26 protein-coding genes are annotated in these 25867 nt (G+C 42.9%); 14 read left to right on the forward strand and 12 right to left on the reverse strand.

Annotated features, from left to right (window positions below; all coding sequences use genetic code 11):
* The first annotated feature begins 9 nt into the window (after window positions 1-9).
* From ACFQ1G_RS04270 to ACFQ1G_RS04285, 4 genes are all read left to right on the forward strand, one after another.
* Window positions 10-357, forward strand: a complete 348-nt coding sequence (locus tag ACFQ1G_RS04270) for a hypothetical protein (protein ID WP_380737033.1) — start codon at window positions 10-12, stop codon at window positions 355-357.
* Between the two features lie 94 nt (window positions 358-451).
* Window positions 452-859, forward strand: coding sequence for a DoxX family protein (locus ACFQ1G_RS04275; RefSeq protein WP_380737034.1), 408 nt, complete (start codon window positions 452-454; stop codon window positions 857-859).
* The gene (locus ACFQ1G_RS04280) at window positions 856-1284 is read left to right on the forward strand and encodes a DsrE family protein (RefSeq protein ID WP_380737035.1); all 429 of its coding nucleotides are present in this window, start codon (window positions 856-858) and stop codon (window positions 1282-1284) included. Before ACFQ1G_RS04275 ends, ACFQ1G_RS04280 begins: the two co-directional genes overlap by 4 nt.
* A 19-nt stretch (window positions 1285-1303) precedes the next feature.
* A complete protein-coding gene (locus ACFQ1G_RS04285; protein WP_380737036.1) occupies window positions 1304-1897 on the forward strand; it encodes a TlpA family protein disulfide reductase in 594 nt (197 codons plus the stop codon).
* A gap of 151 nt (window positions 1898-2048) precedes the next feature.
* On the opposite strand, the gene ACFQ1G_RS04290 is transcribed toward ACFQ1G_RS04285, so the two are convergent.
* The 6 genes from ACFQ1G_RS04290 to ACFQ1G_RS04315 form a co-directional block, all read right to left on the reverse strand.
* Entirely contained in the window at window positions 2049-2663 is a 615-nt protein-coding gene (locus ACFQ1G_RS04290) for a methyltransferase domain-containing protein (RefSeq protein WP_380737037.1), read from the reverse strand.
* Between the two features lie 6 nt (window positions 2664-2669).
* The gene (locus ACFQ1G_RS04295; RefSeq protein WP_380737038.1) at window positions 2670-3290 is read right to left on the reverse strand and encodes a class I SAM-dependent methyltransferase; all 621 of its coding nucleotides are present in this window, start codon (window positions 3288-3290) and stop codon (window positions 2670-2672) included.
* A gap of 3 nt (window positions 3291-3293) precedes the next feature.
* Entirely contained in the window at window positions 3294-4337 is a 1044-nt protein-coding gene (locus ACFQ1G_RS04300; protein WP_380737039.1) for an MBL fold metallo-hydrolase, read from the reverse strand.
* Between the two features lie 5 nt (window positions 4338-4342).
* Window positions 4343-4807, reverse strand: a complete 465-nt coding sequence (locus ACFQ1G_RS04305; RefSeq protein WP_380737040.1) for a methyltransferase family protein — start codon at window positions 4805-4807, stop codon at window positions 4343-4345.
* A gap of 12 nt (window positions 4808-4819) precedes the next feature.
* Window positions 4820-5617: a sulfite exporter TauE/SafE family protein gene (locus tag ACFQ1G_RS04310; protein WP_380737041.1), complete on the reverse strand. Its 798-nt coding sequence runs from the start codon at window positions 5615-5617 to the stop codon at window positions 4820-4822.
* A 66-nt stretch (window positions 5618-5683) separates the two neighbouring features.
* Window positions 5684-6319 carry a Crp/Fnr family transcriptional regulator gene (locus tag ACFQ1G_RS04315; protein ID WP_380737042.1) on the reverse strand — a complete coding sequence of 212 codons (636 nt, stop codon included), beginning with the start codon at window positions 6317-6319 and terminating at the stop codon, window positions 5684-5686.
* A gap of 262 nt (window positions 6320-6581) precedes the next feature.
* Between ACFQ1G_RS04315 and ACFQ1G_RS04320 the strand changes: the two genes are divergently transcribed.
* Together ACFQ1G_RS04320 and ACFQ1G_RS04325 are read left to right on the forward strand one after the other, a co-directional pair.
* Window positions 6582-7988 carry an FAD-binding oxidoreductase gene (locus ACFQ1G_RS04320; RefSeq protein WP_380737043.1) on the forward strand — a complete coding sequence of 469 codons (1407 nt, stop codon included), beginning with the start codon at window positions 6582-6584 and terminating at the stop codon, window positions 7986-7988.
* Between the two features lie 102 nt (window positions 7989-8090).
* On the forward strand, window positions 8091-8519 hold the full coding sequence (locus tag ACFQ1G_RS04325) for a VOC family protein (RefSeq protein WP_380737044.1): 429 nt from the start codon (window positions 8091-8093) through the stop codon (window positions 8517-8519).
* 60 nt (window positions 8520-8579) lie between these two features.
* Here ACFQ1G_RS04325 and ACFQ1G_RS04330 read toward each other — a convergent pair whose 3' ends face one another.
* The 5 genes from ACFQ1G_RS04330 to ACFQ1G_RS04350 form a co-directional block, all read right to left on the reverse strand.
* Window positions 8580-10370 (reverse strand): hypothetical protein, encoded by a 1791-nt coding sequence (locus ACFQ1G_RS04330; protein WP_380737045.1) that lies wholly within the window; start codon window positions 10368-10370, stop codon window positions 8580-8582.
* A 76-nt stretch (window positions 10371-10446) separates the two neighbouring features.
* Window positions 10447-12339 carry a phosphoglycerate dehydrogenase gene (gene serA, locus ACFQ1G_RS04335; protein WP_380737046.1) on the reverse strand — a complete coding sequence of 631 codons (1893 nt, stop codon included), beginning with the start codon at window positions 12337-12339 and terminating at the stop codon, window positions 10447-10449.
* 379 nt (window positions 12340-12718) lie between these two features.
* Window positions 12719-13024, reverse strand: a complete 306-nt coding sequence (locus ACFQ1G_RS04340; protein ID WP_380737047.1) for a hypothetical protein — start codon at window positions 13022-13024, stop codon at window positions 12719-12721.
* Between the two features lie 217 nt (window positions 13025-13241).
* Window positions 13242-14240: an alpha/beta hydrolase gene (locus ACFQ1G_RS04345; protein ID WP_380737048.1), complete on the reverse strand. Its 999-nt coding sequence runs from the start codon at window positions 14238-14240 to the stop codon at window positions 13242-13244.
* A 60-nt stretch (window positions 14241-14300) separates the two neighbouring features.
* Entirely contained in the window at window positions 14301-15641 is a 1341-nt protein-coding gene (locus ACFQ1G_RS04350) for a serine hydrolase domain-containing protein (RefSeq protein ID WP_380737049.1), read from the reverse strand.
* Window positions 15642-15822: 181 nt separating this feature from the next.
* Between ACFQ1G_RS04350 and ACFQ1G_RS04355 the strand changes: the two genes are divergently transcribed.
* From ACFQ1G_RS04355 to arsB, 7 genes are all read left to right on the forward strand, one after another.
* Window positions 15823-16320 carry a nuclear transport factor 2 family protein gene (locus tag ACFQ1G_RS04355; RefSeq protein WP_380737050.1) on the forward strand — a complete coding sequence of 166 codons (498 nt, stop codon included), beginning with the start codon at window positions 15823-15825 and terminating at the stop codon, window positions 16318-16320.
* A gap of 241 nt (window positions 16321-16561) precedes the next feature.
* The gene (locus ACFQ1G_RS04360; RefSeq protein WP_380737051.1) at window positions 16562-17335 is read left to right on the forward strand and encodes a M15 family metallopeptidase; all 774 of its coding nucleotides are present in this window, start codon (window positions 16562-16564) and stop codon (window positions 17333-17335) included.
* 68 nt (window positions 17336-17403) lie between these two features.
* Window positions 17404-17835, forward strand: coding sequence for a hypothetical protein (locus tag ACFQ1G_RS04365; RefSeq protein ID WP_380737052.1), 432 nt, complete (start codon window positions 17404-17406; stop codon window positions 17833-17835).
* Window positions 17836-17908: 73 nt separating this feature from the next.
* A complete protein-coding gene (locus ACFQ1G_RS04370) occupies window positions 17909-18499 on the forward strand; it encodes an N-acetylmuramoyl-L-alanine amidase family protein (protein WP_380737053.1) in 591 nt (196 codons plus the stop codon).
* A 122-nt stretch (window positions 18500-18621) separates the two neighbouring features.
* Window positions 18622-19641, forward strand: coding sequence for a DUF3471 domain-containing protein (locus ACFQ1G_RS04375; protein WP_380737054.1), 1020 nt, complete (start codon window positions 18622-18624; stop codon window positions 19639-19641).
* A 10-nt stretch (window positions 19642-19651) separates the two neighbouring features.
* Window positions 19652-20269 (forward strand): arsenate-mycothiol transferase ArsC, encoded by a 618-nt coding sequence (locus ACFQ1G_RS04380; RefSeq protein WP_380737055.1) that lies wholly within the window; start codon window positions 19652-19654, stop codon window positions 20267-20269.
* A complete protein-coding gene (gene arsB, locus ACFQ1G_RS04385) occupies window positions 20269-21330 on the forward strand; it encodes an ACR3 family arsenite efflux transporter (protein WP_380737056.1) in 1062 nt (353 codons plus the stop codon). The genes ACFQ1G_RS04380 and arsB overlap by 1 nt, the downstream gene beginning before the upstream one ends.
* A 126-nt stretch (window positions 21331-21456) precedes the next feature.
* On the opposite strand, the gene ACFQ1G_RS04390 is transcribed toward arsB, so the two are convergent.
* Complete coding sequence (locus ACFQ1G_RS04390; RefSeq protein ID WP_380737057.1) at window positions 21457-24126, reverse strand: TonB-dependent receptor; 2670 nt, start codon at window positions 24124-24126, stop codon at window positions 21457-21459.
* 276 nt (window positions 24127-24402) lie between these two features.
* Between ACFQ1G_RS04390 and ACFQ1G_RS04395 the strand changes: the two genes are divergently transcribed.
* The gene (locus ACFQ1G_RS04395) at window positions 24403-25863 is read left to right on the forward strand and encodes a serine hydrolase (protein ID WP_380737058.1); all 1461 of its coding nucleotides are present in this window, start codon (window positions 24403-24405) and stop codon (window positions 25861-25863) included.
* The last annotated feature ends 4 nt before the right edge of the window (window positions 25864-25867 follow it).

The raw sequence follows: 25867 nt of genomic DNA on the forward strand, positions 1-25867 counted from the left end.
TGTTTCTTCATGCAGTTAAAAAATCACGTAGCGCTTTTACTGGTTGTCATTTTCCTGGGAAAACTTGTGACCGTTGACTCTAAAGGCTTTGGTGCCCTTTTGGATTCATCGGGCATGACCCTGGTGAATAAAATGTGTTCAAAAAAACTGCCGAACAATAAAACTTCGGAAGACCTTTCTACAGACACCGTAATTCAGGGTCTGGAAATGGATTTTCTATGCCATACTGCATTTGATCATAATATTACAGAATGGGGTGTGACAATGACCGAAGACAACTTTCGAGAATATAACTATCAGACTCCAGGAGTTTTTTCATCCCTACAGAAAAAATTCTACCCGCCCCCCAAGGTCTGATATTTTTACGTCTACAAATTGCACGGGTCTAAATCTGAAGACATACTTCGTCTTGTTTTAACCCCCATTTATCTAATCATCATATTACATATTAATGACCACTAAAATTGTAGTGACGCGTCGTTCGGTTCAGATTTTCCGAATAATGCTAAGCGGAATCTTTCTAGTTGCCAGTTTCAGCCATATCGTCAAGGTAGATAAAACTGTGCAGCGTATAGATCAGGCCAGGTTTAAAGGCATCGCCTATTTCTTTGGAGAACCAAAGCTCCTGGTGATCACCTCGGGAATCGTAATGTTTATTGCAGGTATTGGACTTTTAGCAGGGTTTAAAACCCGGTGGGCCGCAATAATTCTTGCGGCAGTCTTGATCCCTATCACCCTTACCGTACAGGTAGGCCAGATCACTACCCTTGGACCTCTTTTTAAGAACATCGCGATCCTTGGCGGATTAAGCTTTTTTATCATCAATGATTTTAATAACCCAGAAAAAAATAACAAATGAAAAATATACTTTTAGCGAGTTTCGCAATACTACTTAGCCTCTTCACCAATCCTTTACAGGCCCAGACCAACCACGAAAAACATGCAGATCATGTAAATTATGTGATCCTCACCCGCAAGGTGCCACAATTAAAGCCAATACTGTCAGCAGCCGAAGAACTTGCTTTACAGGATGGTGACAAATTCGGGGATTTCCAGGTGGTGGTCTGCGGAAAAGCCGTACAGGACCTTACCAATAAAGAGACCATGAGCGGCTTTCTTCAAAAAGCCGAAAAATCAGGCGTAATCATCAATGCTTGCGGATTTTCTCTGAAGAAATTCGGTGTAGACAAAGCTCAACTTCCCGAAGAACTTCGGGTTGTAGAAAACGGTATACTTCACAATTTCGAGCTTCAGAAGAAAGGATACCTAAGTATCGAACTTTAAACCATTAAACCATCTACCCATGAATAAAAAATTGAAAAAGAATTTAATAGAATACGGAATTATTGGCGCTGTTTTCATCATGCTTTTCGTGACCGGACTTCATACAGAAGTATTTGGGTTTTTGCAAAGAGGGATCCTCGCCACGGGGCTCATGAACCCAAATACAGAGGAAAAAGCTGAAGTAGCTGCCACAACCCCCGCAAAAGGCGCAATTCTGGACCTCAACCTGGTGAATTCAAAAGGAGAGCAGGTGAACATGAAGCAGTTCAAAGGGAAGGTCATCTTCCTGAACTTCTGGGCCACATGGTGTCCTCCCTGTATCGCAGAAATGCCCGGCATACACAATCTTTATAAGGAAGTAAAGGATGATAATGTGGAATTTATCATGCTTTCTGTAGATCAGGATTTTGAAAAAGCCAAAAAGTTCAAAAAGAACAAGGGTTACGAATTTGAGATCTACCAGGCCACAGATCCCATTCCGCAGATGTACTCCACCAGAAACATTCCAACAACCTATGTAATTGATTACGAGGGTAATATTGCCTTAACTCATTTAGGAATGGGGAATTTTGACACCAATGATTTCAAACAATTTCTGAAAAACCTGCAATAAATTGATCACGGCTGTCAAAAATCTGACTTTTGGCAGCTGTTTTCCAGGCCAAGAAAAAAAGAATTTTATGAGAAAAGGTATACTTATAGATAATTTTATCTTGGTAGGATGTTTAAAAACCTGCAGCAATTGAAGCCTGCAGGTTTTCTTTTTATTTTTTTTGAGCCACGAACCTTATGACCGATCCAAGCCCCTTATGGTGCACACCTTCCTTTAGATCTACCTCGGCTTCGTAAAACTCCAGAAATTTGAGTTCTCCAAAATCCTTTTTTATTTCTTCCATTGAAAAGAGCAAGGCTTCATCTTTAGGTCCACCCACTTTGGGGTTGACCTGCTGGTAGGCAGGGTGTTTTTCACTGAAGCCTTCAAAGAATACCAGCCCGTCCCGTCTCAAATAAGAGATAAGGCGTTTGTGGTAATCTGCTCGTATTTCTGGAGGGAAATGTGCATAGATCAGCGCAACTGCATCAAACTCTTCCTTCTCATATCCCAGTTCAGGAAGCTTACCCACCTTATATTCTATTTCAACCCCTCTTTTTTTGGCTAGTTTCTCTGCTTTCTTTTTTGCTTCACTGCTTTGATCAAAAGCGCCAACCTTCCATGCCTCTTCAGCTGCGAACACCGCATTTCGCCCCTCTCCTTCGGCAGCGAAAAGTATCTCTCCCGGTAAAAATTCCAAGAGTTTTTCTTTAAAATACTCATTGGGTTCTTCCCCATAAATGTATTCTTCCCCACTGAAACGCCCGTCCCAAAATTCCTTATCCATCGCTTTTTATTTAGGATCCTTCCTGAAACTGCAAAAGGTGAAATTTTGTGTTCCTCCGGAAGGGGTTTGATGATCAATATTTTTACAGCTTAAAGTGCAATATCCCTTAGAAAAAAGGTCCTGCATCTCACTTATTGAATACTGTTTGATCTCCAAGCCACTACATTTGGTAGGACCTTTTTCAGAGAAAGTACCCATCACCACGAAACCACCCGGTTTCACGGCTTTATCCACTGTCGCCAGATAACTTTTTACCTGCTGTTCTTCCGTCAGAAAATGAAAAACAGCCCTATCATGCCAAAGCTCGTATTGTCTTTCCGGTTGAAATTTGGATACATCTGCCACGATCCAATTCACCTCATCCGCTTTTTCCCCAAGGCGCTCCTTCGCCCTCTCTAAGGCCTTTTCTGAAATATCTACCACCGTCACATCTGTGAAGCCCTGAGATATCAAGAATTCAGCTAAAAAACTATCTCCGCCGCCTATGTCGATAATGGCCGCGTCTTTTTCCAATTTACAATCGGTTATATACGACAGGGAAACTTCAGGCATGGGTTCATACCAGCTAACCTCAGTAGGTTTCTTGGTCTCATAAACCTTGTTCCAATGATCTTTTCTATTTTCCATAAACTAATCGTTATTTTCAAACTCCCACCAGGGTTCCCGGGGGATATCATTATTTAATGAATAAGCTTCCCCAACCCGGGGAACCACAAAGTTAATATTCTCTTTCCCGGCTGCTGAAATAAATCGTTTCACAGGTTCATTCCAGGGGTGCATGGAAAGCACAAATTTGCCCCAGTGAACCGGTTGGACCAGATCGGCATTAAGATCTATAGCTGCCTGCACGGTTTGCTCAGGGAACATATGGATCTGTGGCCAGAATTTATTGTATTGCCCGCATTCTAAAAAAGCAAGGTCAAAAGATCCGAAATGCTCCCCGATCTTTTTAAAGCTCTGATCATACCCCGAATCTGAACCAATAAAGAACCTATAATTATCAATTTCTAGAACAAACGAGGACCATAAGGTTTGTGCGCGCTTAAAACCTCTTCCTGAAAAATGCCTGGAGGGCGTTGCTGTAATTTTTACTGCTTCGGAAAGTTCTTTGGTCTCCCACCAATTGAGTTCTGAAAATTTGTTTTCTGAAACACCCCAATATTCCAGGTGCGATCCCACTCCCAAAGAAGCAACAATGGTTTTTACTTTTGCATCCAGGTCCCTGATACTTTCCCAATCCAGGTGATCATAATGGTCGTGAGTAAGGATCAACAGGTCTATCTCAGGGAAATCTTCAGCATTAAATGTATCTGCTCCCGGAAATGCCTTTCCGAAGAACCTGAAAGGAGAGGCTGTACCGCTAAAAACAGGATCTACAAGAATATGGTAATCATTAACCCGTATCAGATAAGAAGAATGACCAAACCATACCACTTCCGGTCCTTCTCCATTCAGCTCCTTTAAGTTCGTTTGGACATAGGGGATTTCCGAAGCAGGGCTAACGGAAGAAGGCCTGGAAAACATCTTTTTCAGCAGCGTAAAGATCGACACACCATCAGGATTGACCGAAGTAGGCTCCACATTTTGAAAACTTCCGTCATGATAATTTGAAACAGATCTGATCCTTGATAGGCGACTGCCTGTTGGATTCTTTCCGAAAGATTTAAAATTCATAGCGCCTAGATTCTCCAATTAAATTTAGGGAAAAATCTACCGGTTTGGGCTTTATAAGATCCATATTCGGGAAAACGTTCCTGGAGTCGTTTTTCCTCATAGCTGCTTTTGGCATAAAAAAGACCGGCCAGTACCAGGCTAATGATCAATTTATACCCCGATCCTAACCAAAAGGACAAGCCAAAGGCGATCATCAATATTCCGGAATAAATAGGATGTCTTGCAAATGTGAACGCTCCGGAAGTGATAAGTCTGGAGCCTTTTTTAGGACTTGGAAAAGGTGATAATCTGGTATTAAGCTGTATGAAGGCTATTACAATTAATATACCACCAATACCGGCCACAAAAAGTGCGATCCAACGCAGGTTTTCAGGAAATTCAAGGAATAAATTTTCTGCATCAAATAACCACGCTAGAAAGATCACGATCTGCAGCAACACATATATTTTATCTTTTAATGGTACCGGCATAGATCACTATTCTTAAAATAATTCTTTCCAGACAATATAAATTCCCATGATCAAAACGAACCATCCAAAACCCTTTTTTAGCTTTTCACCGTTAATGAACCTGTTCAGGTAGACACCCAGGAAAATACCCATTATTGAAAGGGAAGTGAAGATCAGTAAGAAAGGCCAGTCTATTTCCATGTTTTGGACATCTCCAATGAATCCAATTAGAGATTTGATAGAAATTATCAGTAAGGAAGTCGCAACCGCTTTTTTCATGGGTAGCTTTGCAAGCAATACTAAAGCCGGAATTATCAGGAACCCTCCACCGGCTCCAACAATACCCGTAAGAACCCCTACGATAACACCTTCAATAATGATCAAAGGGTAGTTGTATTTAACTTTTTCAGCAGGTTCAGATTTAACTTTCCGCTCCTTTATCATCGACACTGAAGCCAGGATCATGATAAAAGCAAAGAATAACATGATCGCCAGGTTCCTGGTAACCTCTATCTCTCCTATGGTCAGGATGTGCTCAGGGATAGCCGGAACTAAAAATTTCCGGGTAATATAAACGGCTATAAAAGCTGGAATGGAAAAAACAATGGCCGTTCTATAGGCCACCCGCTTCTTTTGCATATTCTTAATGGCACCTACCAGTGCAGAAGAGCCCACCACAAAAAGTGAATAAGCCGTAGCCAACACCGGATTCACTCCGAGCATGTAAACCAGCACAGGCACAGTTAAAATTGAACCACCACCCCCGATCAATCCCAGAACCACACCTATTAAAAGTGCGCCAAAATATCCCAGAATCTCAATTATTTCCATAGCTAAAATTTTCGGGGCAAAAGTAGTTCTTCAAACTTAGGTAGAAAGTAACATTTATTACAGTACCTAAAGATCGATAACCTTAATATTATTGCGTTGCAACTGGATCTTTCCTTCCAATTCCAATTTTTTAAGCAGTCTTGAAATTACCACCCTTGAAGTATGAAGGTCATATGCGATCTCCTGGTGAGTCACCTGTATCAACTCACTCCTATTGATCTTAGCCTTATCCTGCAGATAACGCATTAAGCGTTCATCCATATTCAAAAATGCAATGGTATCAATGGTGTCCAGCATTTCTGAAAGTCGGGAATGATAACTTTCAAAAACAAAATTCCTCCAGCTTTTATATTTAGAGGTCCACTCCTCCATTTTCTCAATTGGGATCATGATCAGCTTTGTATCCTTTTCAGCAATGGCCCTGATCTCACTTCTGGTTTGCCCCAGGCAACAGGATAAGGTCATAGCGCAAGTATCCCCGCGCTCCAGAAAATAAAGCAATAACTCGTCCCCGTCCTTATCTTCTCTCAAAATTTTAATGGCCCCGTCAAGCAACAAGGGCATACTTTTCACATATTCCCCAATTTCTATGATCTTTTCGCCGGCTTTAACCTCTTTTAAAGATCCAAATTTTGATATCTCTTCTATAAGATCATCTTCAAAAATGAAATGATATGCTTCTATTAATTCCTCTTTAATCATGGAGACGATTTTTTCTGAAGTAAAATTAAGAGTTTAAATAAGAAAAACAGCAATTGAGCTCTACACTTTAAAAAGTACTTTCTAACCTTTAAAATATCAATACATAGATTCATTTTCAATGACTTGAAAATCAATTTTTTACGTACCTTAGAGAGGTTCTCCTAAAATACTTTGTTGCCTCTAAATTCTTCCTTTGTTATAAGCTTCAGTTTTGGTGCTCCCCATCTGGTTTAATATTAAAAACACACTAAATTAATTAGTTATGGATATTCAAGGTACAGAAAAATTAAGATCTGAAATGGAGGGACCGGTACTTTTACCCGGCGACGAAGGTTATGATGAGGCGCGCGCACTTTGGAACGGGATGTTCGATAAGAAACCCGCGGTGATCGCTCAATGCAAAAGCACTCGGGACGTTGTGAGTGCGGTCAACTTCGCAAGAGAGAATGAACTACTGGTAGCTGTAAAAGGTGGCGGACATAATTCGGCTGGAACAGGTTCCTGTGACGACGGACTTATGATAGACCTGTCTCTTATGAATAAGGTTGAGGTTGATAAAGACACACAAATCGTGACTGCTCAGGGAGGTGCTTTACTTTCTGAAGTAGATGCTGAAACCCAGAAACACGGGCTCGCAGTTTCTTCAGGTATCATTTCACATACCGGGGTTGGCGGATTAACCCTGGGAGGCGGCTTTGGCTGGATAAGCCGAAAGTTCGGACTTACCATAGACAGTCTTGTTTCTGCTGAAGTTGTTACCGCAGATGGGAAAGTGGTCACCGCCAGTGAATCTGAAAACCCAGATCTCTTTTGGGGGATTCGGGGAGGCGGTGGAAACTTCGGGGTAGTGACAAGTTTCAGAATAAAAACCCATAAGATCGGGAATGAAGTATTCTCAGGGGTCATTGTCAAAAAATTCGAAGCCCTAAAAGAATATATGCGCTTCTTTAGAAGTTATGTGAGGAAGATGCCCGATGAGATCACCATCTGGTTGGTAGTTAGACATGCCCCACCACTACCCTTTATTCCGGAAGAATATCACGGAAAATTGGTGGCACTTATTCCATTTGTTTACCTGGGAGAAAAGGAGAAAGGAGAAGAATTAATACAGCCAGTAAGGGACGCTGAAGAAACTATAGGTGACGGATCGGGCATGCATCCCTGGACAGCCTGGCAACAAGGTTTTGATCCACTGGTGGAGCATGGCGCGCGCAATTACTGGAAATCGCATCACATCAAAGAGCTTTCAGATGAATGTATTGATGTCATCTATAAGTTCGCTCAAAGCATGCCTTCTCAGGAATGTGAAATATTTGTTCCGCATATGGAAGGCGCACCCAGCAGGGTTTCTTCAGATGCAACAGCATTTCCCCACCGAAATACACCATTTGTACTGAATATTCATACCCGCTGGAGAGATGAGGCCGATGATAAAAAGGCTTTGAAATGGGCCAAGGATTTCCATGAAGAAACAGAGCCTTTCAGCCAGGGAGTTTATGTCAACTTTTTGAGTGATGAAGGATCAGCCCGCGTGCGGCAGGCCTACACCGAAGAGGTTTGGGAAAAGCTGGTTGAGGTGAAAAGAAAATGGGATCCAAATAACCTTTTCAAGGTGAATCAAAACATAGATCCTCAATCCAGCTGGAGACAACATGATCTGGTTCATTAATTACAAACGGTTTTAATTAAGGAACAGGTCATCAAAAAGTACATTTTAGAGTTCACTTTTTATTGTCTGTCAAATTCATTACTTTAATAGAAAATCATATTTATGAGCAGTAAGATTCAGACATTCTTATTATTTACGGGAGAAAACCACGGAAAAGCAGAAGAGGCGGTTAACTTTTACACCACTCTTTTTGACGATTCTGAAATTTCAGATATCCAAAAGTACGGTCCTAACGACCCAGAACCAGAAGGGTCTGTGAAACAGGCACATTTCTCATTGAACGGACAAAATTTCATTGCAAAAGACAGTCACCTGAAACACAACTTTGATTTCACTCCTGCTATTTCCTTTTTCATTGAAAGTGATAGCCAGAACGATATTGAGGTCGCTTTCCGAAAGCTTGCAAAAGATGGAGTTGTCTTTATGCCATTAGAAACATACCCGTTCAGCCCCATGTTTGGCTGGGTACAGGATAAGTACGGAATTTCATGGCAACTTAATTTAACTCCTGAAGTGGTAAAGGATAAATAACAGGTACTTCTAAAAGTTTATAAATATCCCTCCAAAACAAAATTTTGGAGGGATATTTAATTATTCCAGATTTTGTTTTAATTCCAGGATCCTGGAATTCATCTGCTGCAAACCATTTTCAAAAGCCTGCTTGTTCTTTATCAATTCTTTTTTAGAAAGATTATGGTAATGATCTACCCCTTCCAGGAGATTATCACAGAAGGTCTTCCAGCCTTTAATATCTCTGGGGCCCGGGCGCAGGCAACTCTTTATTTCCTCCTGCACATACTCCACATAAAGCTGTAATTCCTTGAGGAACATATGCGCTCTTGAAGGATTTTGCGGTAACTCTTTTCGACCATAGATATGATCTGTCATTTCCTGTAAACTAGAGACCTTAGAAAAATTTGCAATATTGGGCCCAGGACAAATTGTAACAGCGTCCAGTTTTTTAACCATAGGCACCTTGTAATTGAGACTGGCCGAATTACTAAGGCCAATGCAAAGACATTCTTTACTTAACAGGTCAGCTTTTTGCATTTCCAATTCCTCTACGGGCAGATCTGCAGATTCCAATTGTTCGAGTTTTAATTTTTGATATCTCCTCGATGCTGTACAGATAGGTTCTTCAGTAAATTCAGTGTTAGAGACCAGGTATTTTTCAGTACATGGACTTCCCGGTTTCCCCTTATTTATTCGTTGCTGTCTTTCCTTGTCAGCCGTTGTGCCTTTCAGATAATTAAACCGAACTCCCAGCGGGGAAGCTTTGCTAAGTACTACGTCCCGCTCCGTACTTTTAGATAAAAGATCTAAAGTTTCATCATCAACCGTAGTGGCTTCAGGACATAATAAGAACGGGGTTCCCCAGCCAGTTCCCGAAACCTTATAATGGTTTATCAACAACTGTTGTTCTTCGGCTGTTCCAATTCCTCCCTGTACGGTAATATTAATGGGATGCGGTTTATCAAAACCTTCCTCTCCCCTTTGCTGAATCGCAGGATTATAAAGACTGAAAAGGTCTGCTGCGAGTTCCTCCTTTTTATTTTTGAACTCCTCCAGGATGGGCCCCAGTAATAATCCCTGGGTCGCAAAGGCATGGCCTCCGCAATTTAGTCCCGACTCAATTCTAAACTCGCTTACCCAGATCCCCTTTTTCGCGAGGTATTTCCCCTGAATAAGAGCTGAACGATAATCGCTCACTTTGATCACTACTTTCTTTTTAAACACTCCCCAGTCTGAAGCGTCAAATTCCCTGAAATTTTCCAGGTAATTGAAAAGCCTGGGGTTCATACCCGCTGAAAAAATAACCGCAGAGTTTTCCAGATCACTCTCAGCATAAGCTTTTAAGGCACCCAGCGCATCTGAACCATCGGGAATTATTTCCCCTTTTTGATCCTTATTGTTCTTATCTACTTTGGTCATGATATTAACCTCAATAGCTCCGGGTTTGACATTTCGTCGCAGGAATTGTTCAAGTTCGGCCCTGGCCTCACCGTGAGCTTCCAGAAACTGATGATATTTTGCTTTCAGGCCGCTTTCTTCAGGCAGCATTTCAAAATACTTTACAATTTCTGATCCCGTTTCAAAGGCCGTTTCCTTTAGCTTATCCAATTTAGTGTGGACAGTGCGGTTCACCAGGTTTAAATAATCGGTTATTCTGCGAACCCGGTAATTTTCCTCATGTTTTTCGATAGGTACATAAGGTTCATTGTTTTCCTGGTAATAGTACTTCCTCATCATTTCTACCAGATTGTCTTCAATAATTGACAAAGCTGAATTGATTCCGTAGCAGGCCACTTTTACCGGACTATCTATGGTAAAAGAAATGCCCATCACGGGGATGTGGAAATTATGTGGTGATAGTGTATACATATTTCATTATTTTTAGGCAAGCTTCAAAGATGGCTAACCTCTAAAACATGAAATATGATTAAGGTCATAACGGCTTTTAATAAAGCACCCTAAATCTAATGGTTCCTTCAATGCCTCGCATCTCCTCAATTACCTCTTCGTTGTAAGCCTTATCAATGTCGGTGATCACATAACCAATTTCCTCATTGGTCTTAAGGTATTGTCCCACAATATTACAGTCATGTTCAGACAACACATTATTGATATGGGCGATGATACCAGGCCGGTTCTTGTGAATATGAATAAGCCTGTGAGCATTTTCCAGAATAGGCAATTGAAGGTTGGGGAAGTCCACACTATTAGTCGTGCTCCCGGTGTTGATATATTCAATGATCTTCCCCGGAACAAAATTCCCTATGTTCACCTGGGCTTCCTGGGTGCTGCCCCCAATGTGCGGAGTCAGGATCATATTCGGGAGTCCCCTAAGTTCAGATTCAAAAGTCTCATTATTCGTCTTGGGTTCCTTCGGAAATACATCCACTCCGGCACCTTTCAATTTTCCGGAAGTAATATTCTTTTTCAAGGCTTCGATATCCACCACATGACCCCGACTCAAATTCAGAAAGACAGCGCCGTCTTTCATCAGGTCAAATTCTTTTGGACCAATAAGGTTCTTATTTTCCTTTCGGCCGTCAACGTGCAAACTTACAATATCTGAAACCTCCAGAAGCTCCTCTAAACTGTGACATTTTGTAGCATTTCCAAGCGCCAGTTTTTCCATCAGATCATAGTAATATACATCAAATCCAATGGCTTCAGCAACTACAGAAAGTTGTGCGCCAATATTTCCGTAGCCCACGATCCCAAGCTTTTTTCCACGGATCTCATTGCTCCCGGAAGCCGATTTATTCCATTTTCCCTGGTGCATTTCAGCAATCCTGTCCGGAAGGCCACGCATCAATAGAATGATCTCCCCAATGGCTAATTCCACCACCGACCTTGTATTACTGAAAGGCGCATTAAAGACCGCGATCCCTTTCTTAATGCACTCATCCAGGTCGATCTGGTTGGTACCAATGCAGAAAGCGCCCACCGCGATCAAACGATTGGCATTTTGTAACACTTTTGCGGTAAGGTGGGTTTTGGACCTGATCCCCAAAACGGAAACATCTTTTATCCTTTCTGAAAGCTCCTCTTCATCCATAGCTCCGGAATAGGTGGAAACATTATAGCCTTCATTCTTAAGGATCTTTTCAGCATCCTCATGGATATTTTCAAGTAATAACACCTTTATCCGGTTCTTGGGATAGGAGATCGCTTTGTTCATTTTATGTAAATACAGGAACTCATCCAGACTTGGAGTTATATGATCTGCTTTTTCCAGGACATTATCACGCTCCACATTTTCAGTGAAAGCATAAAACTTATTGGCAAGGCCGGCCGCTTTGATCTCATAATCCGTATACCCGTCTCCAATGACATATACATCGCCCTGAAGGTCCAGGCTCTTAAGGATCTCCACCTTTCCGTTATTGGAAGAAAGTAAATTGTCCTGATCGAATCCTACGATCCTTCCTTCGTCATCTACTTTAAAGGTATTTGCAAAAACATTTTCCTTCCGTACCCCGAATTCTTCCACGATGGGAACAATGAACTCTTTAAAACCATTGGAAATAATGTAAATATTCTCATGGTGTTCATTGAAAAACTCCCGGTTCCTAATGAAAGATGTGGACACTTTACTTTTTAGACGATTCACCAGGTGAGGCAAGTGACTTTCTTTAGCATTTAGCAAAGCCAGTCTTTTCTCCAGCGACTCCCTAAAAGATAGATCTCCCGCCATTCCGCTATTGGTTAGCTCTTCAAGTTCCTGAAGTCGCTGCTCTTTTTCGGCATGATCTGCCAGGGAAATTTCTCCTAATACATCCAGGGCTTCAACCTGGGTAAAGGTGCTATCAAAATCAATTACAAAGTGCCGATTGCTTTTCATCTTAAAGAAGTGTTTTAATGCGCTAATGCATCCAAAGCTAAGCAATTTTCAAAGTTTCAAAAGGAGATTTAAATTGAAAGATCCCAGAATTATGAATTCCTAAAAAATTTCATATTAAGTTTATATAAATCTTAATTAAAGCTGGGCTAAAGTGCCTATCCTTTTATTTCAATTCGTTTGAATCAAAGGAACCTGCTTACATGGCCTCAGATTCTTTGAGACTGATGTTTAAGAACTTTGAAAAATAATCGGAAAGGTCTTGGAAACTGGATCACAGAACCTAGAACTTGAAAAATAGCTATTTAGAATAAATAAAACTTTAAAAAGTCCTTCAACTAGAAGGGATTTTTATCCGTAGTAAACTTTGGTTGATGATAATTCAGATCTCCATTCCAAAAGTAAAAGCGATCAATACCAGGAACAGATAAAGTAAAACCGAGAAAAAGTTCGCAAAGATGGCAAGCTGGGGACTTTGAAAGTCAAGGCTGTTTATAAAAGTATAGATCAAACCACCAAGGCCACCGGCTACCGGCACTAATATGAAAGGAAGAAACATCTCCTCATTTTCAGTCACATTTGGACTCCCTAAAAAAGCAAGTGTAAGTGTAATAAGACCTAAAGCGATCAATCCTCCTATCACTGCAGCTTTCCAGGAGCCAAATTTACCATTAGGCTGTTTTTGCATTCGTTATCTTCTGGTTAGTCATACAAATCTACTTCCTTTCAACTTGGAAACAAAAATAAAAGCCCTGTAAAAGGTTATTTTCAAAGGGCTTTCCGTTGAGACTTATGTTTTACACCGTAAAAATATGCTAAAAAAGCCATGTGTTTCAATACGATGGAACTTGATAGAACAGGTGTACTGGAGAAATGTATTAGTTAAAGCATTTTCGGAAATAACTTTACTTTAATTTTATTTTCAAGACCCGGGTTAAGAAATCCAGGATCTCCCTTTCCACCACCTGAGTGTTTTTTGATTTTATGCCGCTTCCTATAAAATGGGTTTCTGGCTCTGCCAACGCGACCAGTTTTTTAAGGGAATCCCTGGTTCCCAAAGCCTTGTGCATGCTTTTAAAATCATCTACCTCTACATGCTCATCTTCCTTGAGAATATTATCGTGATAGTACAAAGTGAGCACCGGAACTTCAATGTTACTAAACGTTTCCTTATTCATGGTGGTAGAAACCAAAACCTGTAAGTCAACCAAAGCTTTTGAGGGATAGACTGTATCCCAGTATTGGGCTGCTATTTCTTCCTCGTGCTCTATCTTTTTTTCAGCTCCCAAAGAAACTAAATTTGCAATCTCATAACCCCAGGGAGAATTCAAGATAAAGGCTCCCTCCATATCATCTTCAATATTGGGCGCCATATTGATAAGGGCAAAAACTGAATCTGGATAGGTAGCCGCCAGTTTAAGAGCGAGCGTCCCTCCCGTTGAAGTGCTCATTATAATTACTTTATCACCAATTATCTTCCCGATCCCTAATGCCCTTTTAGCAGATTCCCAGGCCGATTCTGCTGAAAAATCTTTAAGGGCAGCTTCCGGTTTTAATCCATGACCCGCCCAGCGCGATAAGTAAATATTGGCTTTCAGAGAATCAGCGATATTGACATTTACCGGGTAGCCGTCTTTATAACTTCCGGCGAAACCATGCAGGTAAACAATGCTGTATTCACTTACCTTCATGCTGTCATTGTACCAACGGATCCTGGCCTGATTGTCTTCTCTAACCGGTTTCCGGGCTTCAGATTTCTCTACATCCTTCTCAAGGTCAGCCAGCTCCACAGGTAGTTTAGGCAGCTCAAAATTGTAAGTAGGCTTTGGGATCTTTGGACCGGTAAAAAAGGTGACCAAGACAATTACCAACAGGCCGGCAAGCAGCCAATATCTCTTTTTCATTTTATAAAGGTGAAAAATTACCGGCTTTGTTCCTAAATTTTTTTAACTGACAAATTCAGGTTATTCAAATTCAATTGACTCTACTACTCCACTCAGAAATTTATCAATATTGAATTCAGGGTTTTCCACTAATCCGAATCGCACCACCACCAGATCTTTTGAAGGAATGATAAATACATGTTGTCCCTGGAACCCGTTGGCAGAAAAAAGATCTTTCGGCACATTGGGATATACTCCGCCGGCATTCAGCCAGAATTGGGCGCCATATTGCCCTTCTGATCCGTTGGTAGGTGTAACGGTATATTCAACCCAGGATTCCTCTAATATTTGTTCCCCGTTCCAGTTCCCTTTATGCAGATATAACAATCCGAATTTAGCCCAATCCCTCGGAGTTGCCCAGGCATAAGAAGAACCTACAAAATTCCCCGTCAGATCAGTCTCCACTACCATCGAGTTCATCCCTATCTTATCGATCAACTCAGCATACCAGAAATCGAGGTATTCCTGATGCGCTTCAAATTGATCACGAATGAACCTGGAAAGTAAATTAGTGGTTCCGGAAGAATAATTCCATGTTTCCCCGGGTTTCCCAACCAGAGGTTTCCGTAATTGAACGTCGCTCATATCTTCTTCCAGAAACAGCATTTTTGTGACATCAGAGATCTCTCCATAGTCCTCATCCCATTCCAGACCGCTGTTCATTTGCAAAAGATCGTTCAAAGTGATCTTTGAACGTTCGTCATTTTCCCATTCCGGAAATAAATGATCCTGGTCCAAACCGATCTTTCCTTGTTTAGCCAGTACGCCAAGAACTCCACTTGTGATACTCTTGGTCATGGACCAACCCAAAAGCTTGGTTTCTGGAGAAAAGCCTTCGGCATAACGTTCAGCTATCAAATGGTCTTGATACAGTACCAATACTGCCCTGGACCGGTTTTGAGGCTCAAAAGCCATATCTATGGCCGATTTAAGTTTTTTACTATCTATATTGTGAAAAATGGTATCAACATATGGCGCATCTCCATAAGGATATGGTATTGTATCAAAGGAAAAACTGCGATTTGGAATATGGTCCACCCGTTTTTCTGCTGAAGTATCTTCAGGTAAGAGAGTACAACCTATCCCCTGAGTATAAACCGCTTTTCTTTTTTTAAGTCCGAAAACTTTGGAAGTAGCAAGGTGCTTTTCGAGATAGACCTCATTATCAGCCAGGGAGACAGGGTCGAAATCATTGTCTTCGGCTTCAATGGAAGCCAGTTCTCTATCAGCTTCAAAAGCACAGGAACATACATTCTTAGCAGCAAACCCGGTGATAATATTTAAGCGGGGATAGTAAAAGTAACCAACCACGGCTAATGACAGCACTACCAGAACCAGACTGAGGAGCAGTATTTTTTTCATGACTTGGGGATTGGATTCCTTTTAAAAGTAAGAATAAAATTGAATATTAGGAAGTTAACTACATTTGGAAGCCTTATTAAAATTTTAAAATATATCTGTTCTTAATATCCCACTGTAACAACCCGGTTAATTCTATTGTCTTTGACTACAGAATATATCCGATGTATAAAAACACTAACCAATGAAAAATATAATTCTCCTTATGTTCCTTTTTGTTCTCTCTAGTCAGTCATTAAGAGCACAATTAACACCCGGAAGCAAGGTGTATAGAGAAATAGTGAAAGCTGACAGCCTGCTTTTCAAAGAAGGCTTCAACAATTGCAATTTTGAAATTCTTAAAAAGATCACGGCCGAAGATCTTGAGTTCTACCACGACCAGGGCGGAATTACCTTTGGAAAAGAAGCTTTTATTGAAAGCACCAGAAAGAATATCTGTTCCATCAGTTATAAACCTATCCGGAAACTGGTGGAAGGAAGTCTGCAGATCTACCCGCTTAAAAACAATGGCAAGATCTATGGTGCTCTTCAAATCGGACTTCATGAATTCTATGCTCAAGAAAAAGATAAAGCTCCTTATTTAACGAGTGTTGCGAAGTTCACACACCTATGGATCAAACAGGAAGACAGTTGGTTACTTAAAAGGGTGCTGAGTTACGATCACCGTAGCCCGAAAGAGTAGCCCTTTCCTTAAAAGTTTATTATTTTAACATTATTCGGAAGATCCTTTCCTTTCAGGCCTTTTGAAAGAAAATATCGTCTTCTCAGTACCGGATCGACCAACGTAATTTTTTTCTTTCACATTTATTTTAGATTTTGGAGTATAATTTAAGATGTCATTAACAGTTATAAAAAGGTCGGAATGATTAGCCCCATCAATCTGATCAATCGAAAATGACTGACATCTTTTATCCAAATAGCCTATGTGGAAAAACCTACTTCTGCTCCTTCTTTTTGTGGCGCCCTTTAATTTAAAGGCTCAGTTCACTTCAAAAGACATCTCCAAATCTTTACTTTTGGGAAAACTTGATTATAATGAGAACGTTGATTTCGTGAAGGTAAACGATGATCATGCCTCTAAAACAACCTTTCTAAACAAAGAAGTTTATGATGCCTTTTTAAAAATGTATGAAAAGGCCTCCAGCGATGGTATCGAGTTGAAGATCATTTCTGGAGCACGAAACTTTGAGCACCAAAAAGCCATTTGGGAAAGGAAGTGGCAGCGCCTGGCCGACATTGACCCACACAGCCGCACCCAACAAATACTTGAATTCAGCTCCATGCCTTCAACATCACGGCATCATTGGGGAACCGATATCGACCTGAACAATCTTGAAAACTCTTATTTTGAATCGGGCCAGGGAAAAAAAGAATATGACTGGCTGGTAAAGCACGCCCCGGAATTCGGTTTCTACCAGGTTTATACCTCTAAAAATTCGGGAAGAACAGGTTATTCCGAAGAAAAATGGCACTGGTCTTATCTTCCGCTCGCAAACCGCTATCTACAAGCTTACAATAGTGTGGTAAGTTATGAAGACATTGAAGGTTTTGAGGGAGCTTTTCTGGCTGAGGAGTATAAAATGATCTCCCATTATGTCAACGGAGTTTCAGAACAGTTTGAAAGTCTGGTTTCTGCGGAAGAAATTTCCGAAGAAATTCTTAACCTCTCTGAGGACGTAAAAAACCTTAGCAGGTAAGCCGCAGCTTCGTCTGGGAAACAGAAAATTTTCAATAAATTTGCAGGCTGTAAATAACAACAGATAAAATGTCAGAACAGCAGCAAAATTCAGATCTGGAATCACAGAACACTGAAACTTTCAATTCTCAGCCGGAAATCCCGGAACTGTATTCCAAAAACCTGATCCTAGTATTTGCCATTGTGTTCTCGACTCTTTTCGCAGCTGTCCTCCTTATACTAAACCTCAGGTCTCTTAGTAAGAGAAATGCCGGGTTACAGGTTTTGATCTTCACGATCTTATATCTAATTGCCACCGGGATCGTAATTCAATCCTTCAATTTGCAGCCGGGTCTTACCGTGATCGCCAATGTAATTGGCGCGGCTATCCTGAACGAATACTTTTGGAACAAGCATATTGGCAGCGACCTGGAATATAAAAAGAAGGGGTGGATGAAACCTTTAATGATCGCTCTGCTCATCGCCTTATCTGTTTTCTTTTTACTGATGATGAGCATGTAACATGCCTCCTTGTAAGAAATGGTTTACAATATATCCGGATTAATTTCCGTTATTATTGACTAAAACCAACTAAATGAAAAACATTTTTAGACTACTGTCCCTGTGTTTACTGGCAGTTAGCCTTGCTTTTACAGCAGGAGACAAAAAGACCGTGATCATTGATGTGGCGCACGGTGGAAAGGATTCGGGTAACACCACCGAAAACGTACTGGAAAAAGAGATCGTGCTGCAAATAGCGCAAAAGATCGTGGCTTTAAATGATGATCCCAATTTGGAGATCATTCTTACCCGTAATTCAGATAAATCCCTGAGCCTTTCAGATCGCGTCAAGCTGGTCAACTCTAAGGACGCCGACCTTTTGATCTCCCTTCATTTAAACAGCGCAACCGCTTCAGAAAGGACCGGTGTGGAAATGTACATTACAGAGAATAATTCAATGAAAGAACGCTCTGCCCGCCTGGCCCAAACCATTAAAGCTTCGCTTGAAAAAGACTTTGAAGTAGCAGAGATCAAGAAGGCCAATTTCAAGATCCTCAAAGGCACTAACTGTCCGGCGGCTCTCATAGAATTGGGTTTCCTCAGCAATCCTTCAGAAAGAGCATTTCTGCAAAGTGAAAGCGGGCAGGAGAAAATGGCAAGAGCCATCTACCATGCTTTAAAATAAACTACCTGCATTAAATTTTTGAGGCGTCTGTGTGCGCCTCTTTTTTTGCCTGCATCTCACTCCGGCAACGGGTTTATTCGGCTCAAATTTTTCCGTAGTTTTAGGCTCTCAAAAACATGCACATGCGTAAAATTACTTTTCTGGCCCTGGGTCTCGCAGTTCTTACCGGAATTTCCTGCAGGGAGAACAAGAAGACGGCAGGCACTTCCACAATGGTATCATCAAAAGAACTTAACCCCCAAAAGCTGGATGAGCTGGGTAAACGCTACCTGGAACTGGGACGTTTCAGCGGAAGCATCCTGGTGGCCGAGAACGGAGAAGTAGTGTATCACGAATTTTTCGGCCGGGCAGATAATGAAACTCAAGAAGCGTTTTCTGATAACAGCATTTTCTCTTTAGGACCGTTCTCTGAGTTTATAAGCAACGATGCCGGTCACCAACTCATAAGTGAAGCAAAAAAGGATTCCGTGGAGGTTGAGTTAAAAAAGGCAACTGAGGCCCTTATTCAAAAAGCAGGCCTTGAACACACTTTTTTACAAACCGAAGTACCCCAAAATGCCGTTACTGGATACATACACAGTATAGGCCCCGATGGTCCAAAGACCGAGCCAGTTGCCCATGGCAAGGAATTGCAGCTTTGGACCACTGCAAAGGATCTCCGGAGACTCATAGCCGGTGTAGCAAAAGACAGCCTTATCCAGGACGGGTATTACGAAACCGGAGGATTTAATTACGCGATAAGAAAAAAGGGAGACCTCAGCGTGATCGTTCTCAGTAATAGAAGGCATCCCGTGGCCGGCGAAATGGCCAAAAGTATCGAAAACCTTTGGCAGCGACTGCCGTACCAACTGCCTCTGGCCCGAAAGGAAATTAAGGTCTCCCCTGCCCTTTTAGAAGAATATGCCGGTGTCTATACACTTGCCCCGGGAGCGAACCTGGAGGTGTTGTCAGAAAATGATAGCCTGTTCATTTTAATGGGGCCGCAAAAAACCTATCTCAAGCCCCAGTCAGAGAACCAGTTTTACATGGATAACAGCGAGGCAGCGATCAGGTTCGAAAAGGACAGCACGGGCAAGGTAGCCACTGCGGTGCTGCTGGACGGATTTTTAGAGGGAAGATCAATTCCCAGAAAACGGGAATAAAATAAAGCTCATGCCAGTATTTAAAGAGATATCAAATTATATTTCAGGGTTAAAGCCTGAAAACATTCCGCCGGCACGAAAAGAGGTTTTGCAGCCCCTTGTTGATTATATTCAGAAGAAGTCAGAGAAAAATGAGGAGATCAGGCTGAATTTTATCTGCACGCATAACTCCCGCAGAAGTCACCTGTCACAGGTATGGGCCCAGGCATTGGCTCATCACTTTCAGCTGAAGAACGTGGTTTGCTATTCCGGAGGGACCGAGGCCACGGCCATTTACCCAATGACAGTGGAAACCTTAAAAAAAACCGGTTTTCAGGTCAGGAATCTTTCCGAAGGAAAAAATCCGGTCTATGGCTTAAAATATTCAGCGAACAGCCACCCCGTCATTGGCTTTTCAAAAAAGATAGAGGATGCCTTTAATCCTAAATCCCATTTTGCGGCGGTCATGACATGTAGTGAAGCAGACGCCGGCTGCCCGTTCGTACCGGGTGCGGAAACAAGGATCCCCCTCACCTATGAGGATCCAAAACAGTTCGATGATTCCCCGGAACAAGCACAAAAATACCTGGAACGCGGCGAACAGATCGCAACCGAACTTTATTATATTTTTTCCCAAATTAAACCTTGATGACACGTAACAAGAAACTAGGTTTCCTGGACAGGAATCTCACCGTGTGGATCTTTGCCGCCATGATCATTGGCGTAGGATTGGGATATGCGATCCCCTCCATTCCCGAACTCATTAATTCGTACAGCACCGGGAGCACAAACCTGCCAATCGCCATCGGCCTTATCCTGATGATGTACCCGCCCCTGGCAAAGGTGAATTATGCGCTCCTTCCCAAAGTGTTCCGAAATACCAGAATACTTTCCATTTCCCTGGTCCTTAACTGGATCATAGGTCCGGTATTGATGTTCGCGCTTGCCCTCATCTTTCTTCAGGATCATCCAGAATATATGGTGGGCTTGATCTTAATTGGTCTTGCACGCTGTATTGCCATGGTGCTGGTATGGAATGACCTGGCCGATGGCAGCAGCGAATACGGAGCCGGCCTGGTTGCCCTCAACAGCATTTTTCAGGTCTTCGCATATAGTTTTTACGCCTGGATCTTCATCACCATCCTCCCTCCTTATTTTGGTTTTGAAGGCGCGATCGTGGATATTTCAATAGAAACCATCGCCGAAAGTGTGGCGATCTACCTGGGGATCCCTTTTGCAGCAGGAATACTCAGTCGACTATTTCTTGTAAGATTGAAGGGAGAAGTTTGGTATACCAATACCTTTATTCCGACTATTTCGCCTTTAACTTTGATCGCCCTGCTGTTCACCATTGTGGTCATGTTTTCCCTCAAAGGCGAATTGATCGTAGAGATCCCTATGGACGTGCTCCTCATAGCCGTGCCGTTATTGATCTATTTCACCCTCATGTTCATCATTGGCTTTTTCTTTTCAAAGGCTATGGGAGCTGAGTATGACAAAACCGCTTCAGTGGCTTTTACCGCCGCAGGAAATAATTTTGAGCTGGCCATCGCGGTGGCGATTGGGGTGTTTGGACTTAATTCCGGCCAGGCCTTTACAGGCGTGATCGGGCCGCTGGTGGAGGTTCCGGCTTTGATCTTCCTGGTGCGGGTCTCTTTCTGGCTTAAGGATAAATACTACGGAAAGACCGAAGTTTCAGAGCACTCTTAAAGATCATATTTGTTTCCTCTTTTCCGGAAGTTCTTCTGCGGAAGGCCTATCGGAAGGCAATCAAGCACCCACATAGAATAAAAAAAGGGATCCCGAAGGATCCCTTTTTAAGTTTATCAGAACAGCTTATATCTTCACATTCAGTTTCGCATAGTAATAAGCTCCGCTTATTCCCATTTGTACCGTGTCCCAATAACCGCCACCTTCGGTCCAGTCATCCTGCTGGTCCGGATACACATTGAACAGGTTATTGCTTCCCACATTCAGTTTTAAGTTCTTGTTCAGTTTAAAACCAAGGTTCAGGTCGGTCACGATCTTAGGATCATATGTGTCTGAAGCCGCCGCGATCTGGTTGGCAAAACTGCCATAATCTTCGGTTGGTTCGAACATCTGCCAGTCGAGTAAAGTAAGTTCGCTGAAACGGGTCAATCCCACGGCCGCGTCAAACCAGCCCAAGTCATATTTTACGTTCAGGGTTAGTTTACTTTCAGGAGCTGAAGCCAGTAAAAATGCCTGGTCACGTACCCCGAAGAAGGTCTCTTCATCAAGGTTACCATTCTTTACATCTGTGATCTCCATGTCATTGATGTTCCCGATAAAGCTCGTTGCCAGGGTACCTTTTCCAAGGCTCATTTTATGGGTAAGCACGATATCAAGTCCCATAGTTTCAGTGTCGGCACCGTTAGCAAAGAACTGGGCTGCCTTTACATTTTCGATCTGTGGGGCTTCAAAATTACCTGTCAAAACGATCCTGTCCTGGATGCTGATATAGTAACCATCTACTGTAGCCGTAAAGCTGCCAATATCTGCCGTGAAACCAAGAGAGGCGTTAAAAGCGGTCTCTTCCTGTAACTGACCAATCCCGAAGGATGCCGTCACCGGACTGTTATTCGGAGAAAGTTGAGTATCCAGTGCTTCCCCGCCCACGAAGTTCGTGAACTTCAGGTTGTAATAGATCTGTGCCAATGACGGTGCTCTGAAACCTGTACTTACAGAGCCTCTGAAATTGACATTGCTCCCGGCCTTAAGGCGGGCGGCCAGTTTCCCGTTAAGGGTACTTCCAAAATCACTGTAGTTCTCAAATCTCGCGGCCGCTGCAAGTAAGAAAGCATCGGTAAGTTCGATCTCACCGTCGGCATAAAGGGAAATGTTCGAACGGTTCCTGTCCACCTCGTTATCCGGGCTGTAACCAGGGAACCCCTGGGAACCTCCGGGACGCAGTTCTCCGGTTTGAGAATCTGTTGGTTGCTCCTGGATGGAAGGATCTGTAATTACCTTTCCGTTCACGTCATAAGTAGCGTAAGAAGTTTCTTCTCCTGCAAAGATCACGAAGTTCTCAGTCCGGTATTCTGCACCAAAAGCGAGGTTCAGTCCGCTCATGATGTCGTCAAAATACCTGGAAACATCCATGTTCAGCGTGTTCTGGCTCAGGCTGTGTCCTCCCGCATCGAAGTCGGTAGGAGAAAGATTTTCCAAAGAAGCGTTCAGTGTTCCCTTGATATAATAATGGAAGTTGTTCTCTCCATAAGTATTGCTCAGGTCAAATTTCCAGTCGTTCAAAGTGGTGGTCCTGATCCCTGCGGTCACGGCATTATCTGTAATGATAGACGTGATTCGCGGAGTAAAGCCGTCAGGATAGATACTTACCACGTTTCTTTCGGTAGGATTATTCCGGGTAAAAGCAAAAGCATCGGTGTCGCGATAGTTTCGGCCACCGAAAGCATAGAATTCAGAGTTATCTGAAAGTGGCAGCGCGATATTTCCGAAGAAATTAAAACCTTCGATCGATGCTTCTCCAAAGCCGCGTCTGAAATCGAATCCGGGACGCAGGGTCTTGTTTTTGGTAAGATATTCAGTCGTGAAATTGGCATACCCCTTCTCCCCTACGTGGAAACCGTAGTTCCCGGTAAGTTTTAAAGAGCCCCCGTCAAAATCCTTGTCTTCACCTATCTGGTTCCCATCGCGCTCGGTATCCAGGCGATTTCCGTCTGTGTTAGGAGTACCTTCCGGAAAATCCCCCTGGGCATCGGTATTATAGAAACCGTAATTAATGTTCCCTGTAAACTCATCTGTATTATCCTTCAGCACCAGGTTGATCACCCCGGCGATAGCGTCAGACCCGTACTGGGCAGAAGCTCCGTCTCTCAGGATCTCGATCCTTTTAATGGCCGAGGCCGGGATCGCGTTCAGGTCAGTTCCTGTATTTCCGCGGCCACGGGTCCCGAAGATATTGATAAGTGACGACTGGTGACGTCTCTTCCCGTTCACCAGAACAAGTGTCTGGTCAGGACCAAGTCCTCTCAGGGAAGCAGGATCAATATGATCTGCCCCGTCAGATCCTGACTGTTTATTGGCATTGAAAGAAGGTGCCGCGTATTGCAGCAGTTCGTTCACCTCGATACGCCCTGTTTGTGTGGTCACCGCCTGCACATCGATCACATCAATGGCTACCGGCGTGTCTACCGGCGTACGTTTAGGACTACGGGAGCCCACCAGTTGCACCTCGTTAAGAGAAACCCCACCGGTCATGGTCACATCTATAGTGCTGCGCCCATCCACCGGTTCCTCTATTTCCTCGAAACCAATGTAACTGAATACCAATGTTGCGTCTTCATCCACCCGAATCGAGTAGATCCCGTCAAAATCTGTGGTCACGCCATTGGAAGTGCCTTTCTCGATCACGTTCACTCCCGGTAACGGCATTCCTTCATTGTCGACCACCTTCCCCGTGACCTCCTGGCCGTAGCCAAACAGGCTGTAAAGCCCTAGTATTGAAATAAATAAAAATCTGCTCATTCCTGAATTTTAAAAAATTAACAATCGGCAATAATAGATAAAAATTCTTTTAAGAATGTTAAAATACTCCCATTCGGTTTAAAAAATTTTCAATTTTCAGAGGCCGAAAATGAAAGGTTTATAGCCGGCGAATCTTCAGTTTCAAGAATGATCGAGCTAAGATCTGCCGGGTTAAGACGGGCTGAGCGAGACCCTTTCATAAATTATCCATTGTGAATAATTTATGTTAACTTAGACAGGCCCCGCAAAATTCGTAATCAATTAATCAATACATATATGAATACATACATCGCGTTGAGAAGATTCGCCCTTTTGATGGGAGCCTTCTTTTGTCTAACCACTCTATTCGCCCAGGGCAAAGCCCAACAGATCGAAAACCTCTTAAAAAAGTACCATGAATACGGCCTTTTCAACGGCTCGGTGCTGGTAGCCCATGAAGGCGAGGTCGTCTATGCAGACGGCCTGGGAATGGCCAATATGGAATATGATATTCCCAATGAACCCAATACCAAGCACAGGCTGGGCTCTATCACCAAACAGTTCACCGCGGCGCTCATCCTGCAACTGGTGGAACAGGGAAAACTGAAACTTCATAAACCTATCTCCACATACCTGCCAGATTATAAAGGTCCGGCAGCCGACAAGGTGACCATCCATCATTTGCTCAACCACAGTTCGGGAATCCCCAGTTATACTTCCTTCCCCGGATTTTTCGAGGAACACAGCCGCGATCCATATAGTCCGAAGGACTTTGTAAAGAAATTCGCCGATTCTACCCTGCAGTTCACGCCGGGCGAGAAATTCCTGTATAACAATTCGGGTTACTTCCTGTTGGGGCATATCATTGAGGAAGTTACCGGCAAGACCTATGAACAGGTATTGCAGGAGAACATCCTGGATCCTTTGAACATGAAGAACACGGGCTATGACCACCATGCCACCATTCTCAAGAACCGCGCTTCGGGATATGAAAAGAACGGGGAAGGATATGTGAACGCGCCTTACCTGGATATGTCATTGCCTTATGCAGCGGGTTCCCTGTATTCTACGGTAGAAGACCTGTATAAATGGGACCGTGCTCTGCATAACAACGAGATCCTCAGTGAAAGCTCAAAGGAGCTCATGTTCACTCCCCAAATAACCCAGGGCACTACGCATTATGGCTACGGCTGGATGATCAATAAACTGCCCGTTGGAGAAACAAAAGACAGTGTAGATGTGATCGCCCACGGCGGCGGGATCAACGGGTTCAACACCCTCATCGCCCGCTTCCCGCAAGACGAGGACCTGGTGGTCCTGCTCAACAACACCGGGGGCACCAAGCTCCAGGACATGGCTATGAGCATCAACAATATATTACACGATGTAGATTATGAAATGCCCAAAAGGTCGCTGGCCATGGCCGTCTTCCCGGTCTTTAGGGAACAGGGCGTCACTGCCGGGCTGGAGAAATACAAAACGCTGAAAGCCGATGAGAGCTATGCCCTCAATGAAGCTGAAATGAACCGCATTGGTTACGGCCTCCTGCAGAATGACAAGGTCAAGGAAGCCATCGAGGTCTTCAAGATCAACGTGGAAGAATTCCCGGAATCCTGGAACGTCTATGACAGCCTGGGAGAAGCTTATATGGTGGCCGGGGAAAAGGACAAGGCGGTGAAGTATTATAAAAAGTCCATTGAAATGAATCCTGATAATGAGAACGGGATCAAAATGCTGCAACAGATGGATGCCCAGTAAAAAA

This window comes from Salinimicrobium gaetbulicola (genome assembly GCF_042676025.1).
Classification (GTDB): Bacteria; Bacteroidota; Bacteroidia; order Flavobacteriales; family Flavobacteriaceae; genus Salinimicrobium; species Salinimicrobium gaetbulicola.

What these genes read in the sequence shown, in the direction of transcription:
- ACFQ1G_RS04320 (WP_380737043.1), top strand. Translation starts at nt 6,582, where the DNA reads ATGGATATTCAAGGTACAGAAAAATTAAGATCTGAAATGGAGGGACCG.
- ACFQ1G_RS04315 (WP_380737042.1), bottom strand. Translation starts at nt 6,319, where the DNA reads ATGATTAAAGAGGAATTAATAGAAGCATATCATTTCATTTTTGAAGAT.
- ACFQ1G_RS04305 (WP_380737040.1), bottom strand. Translation starts at nt 4,807, where the DNA reads ATGCCGGTACCATTAAAAGATAAAATATATGTGTTGCTGCAGATCGTG.
- serA (WP_380737046.1), bottom strand. Translation starts at nt 12,339, where the DNA reads ATGAAAAGCAATCGGCACTTTGTAATTGATTTTGATAGCACCTTTACC.
- ACFQ1G_RS04375 (WP_380737054.1), top strand. Translation starts at nt 18,622, where the DNA reads ATGCGTAAAATTACTTTTCTGGCCCTGGGTCTCGCAGTTCTTACCGGA.
- ACFQ1G_RS04310 (WP_380737041.1), bottom strand. Translation starts at nt 5,617, where the DNA reads ATGGAAATAATTGAGATTCTGGGATATTTTGGCGCACTTTTAATAGGT.
- ACFQ1G_RS04290 (WP_380737037.1), bottom strand. Translation starts at nt 2,663, where the DNA reads ATGGATAAGGAATTTTGGGACGGGCGTTTCAGTGGGGAAGAATACATT.
- ACFQ1G_RS04355 (WP_380737050.1), top strand. Translation starts at nt 15,823, where the DNA reads ATGAAAAATATAATTCTCCTTATGTTCCTTTTTGTTCTCTCTAGTCAG.
- ACFQ1G_RS04365 (WP_380737052.1), top strand. Translation starts at nt 17,404, where the DNA reads ATGTCAGAACAGCAGCAAAATTCAGATCTGGAATCACAGAACACTGAA.
- ACFQ1G_RS04280 (WP_380737035.1), top strand. Translation starts at nt 856, where the DNA reads ATGAAAAATATACTTTTAGCGAGTTTCGCAATACTACTTAGCCTCTTC.
- ACFQ1G_RS04285 (WP_380737036.1), top strand. Translation starts at nt 1,304, where the DNA reads ATGAATAAAAAATTGAAAAAGAATTTAATAGAATACGGAATTATTGGC.
- ACFQ1G_RS04270 (WP_380737033.1), top strand. Translation starts at nt 10, where the DNA reads ATGCAGTTAAAAAATCACGTAGCGCTTTTACTGGTTGTCATTTTCCTG.
- ACFQ1G_RS04350 (WP_380737049.1), bottom strand. Translation starts at nt 15,641, where the DNA reads ATGAAAAAAATACTGCTCCTCAGTCTGGTTCTGGTAGTGCTGTCATTA.
- ACFQ1G_RS04360 (WP_380737051.1), top strand. Translation starts at nt 16,562, where the DNA reads ATGTGGAAAAACCTACTTCTGCTCCTTCTTTTTGTGGCGCCCTTTAAT.
- arsB (WP_380737056.1), top strand. Translation starts at nt 20,269, where the DNA reads ATGACACGTAACAAGAAACTAGGTTTCCTGGACAGGAATCTCACCGTG.
- ACFQ1G_RS04345 (WP_380737048.1), bottom strand. Translation starts at nt 14,240, where the DNA reads ATGAAAAAGAGATATTGGCTGCTTGCCGGCCTGTTGGTAATTGTCTTG.
- ACFQ1G_RS04380 (WP_380737055.1), top strand. Translation starts at nt 19,652, where the DNA reads ATGCCAGTATTTAAAGAGATATCAAATTATATTTCAGGGTTAAAGCCT.
- ACFQ1G_RS04300 (WP_380737039.1), bottom strand. Translation starts at nt 4,337, where the DNA reads ATGAATTTTAAATCTTTCGGAAAGAATCCAACAGGCAGTCGCCTATCA.
- ACFQ1G_RS04370 (WP_380737053.1), top strand. Translation starts at nt 17,909, where the DNA reads ATGAAAAACATTTTTAGACTACTGTCCCTGTGTTTACTGGCAGTTAGC.
- ACFQ1G_RS04395 (WP_380737058.1), top strand. Translation starts at nt 24,403, where the DNA reads ATGAATACATACATCGCGTTGAGAAGATTCGCCCTTTTGATGGGAGCC.
- ACFQ1G_RS04330 (WP_380737045.1), bottom strand. Translation starts at nt 10,370, where the DNA reads ATGTATACACTATCACCACATAATTTCCACATCCCCGTGATGGGCATT.
- ACFQ1G_RS04275 (WP_380737034.1), top strand. Translation starts at nt 452, where the DNA reads ATGACCACTAAAATTGTAGTGACGCGTCGTTCGGTTCAGATTTTCCGA.
- ACFQ1G_RS04295 (WP_380737038.1), bottom strand. Translation starts at nt 3,290, where the DNA reads ATGGAAAATAGAAAAGATCATTGGAACAAGGTTTATGAGACCAAGAAA.
- ACFQ1G_RS04325 (WP_380737044.1), top strand. Translation starts at nt 8,091, where the DNA reads ATGAGCAGTAAGATTCAGACATTCTTATTATTTACGGGAGAAAACCAC.
- ACFQ1G_RS04390 (WP_380737057.1), bottom strand. Translation starts at nt 24,126, where the DNA reads ATGAGCAGATTTTTATTTATTTCAATACTAGGGCTTTACAGCCTGTTT.
- ACFQ1G_RS04340 (WP_380737047.1), bottom strand. Translation starts at nt 13,024, where the DNA reads ATGCAAAAACAGCCTAATGGTAAATTTGGCTCCTGGAAAGCTGCAGTG.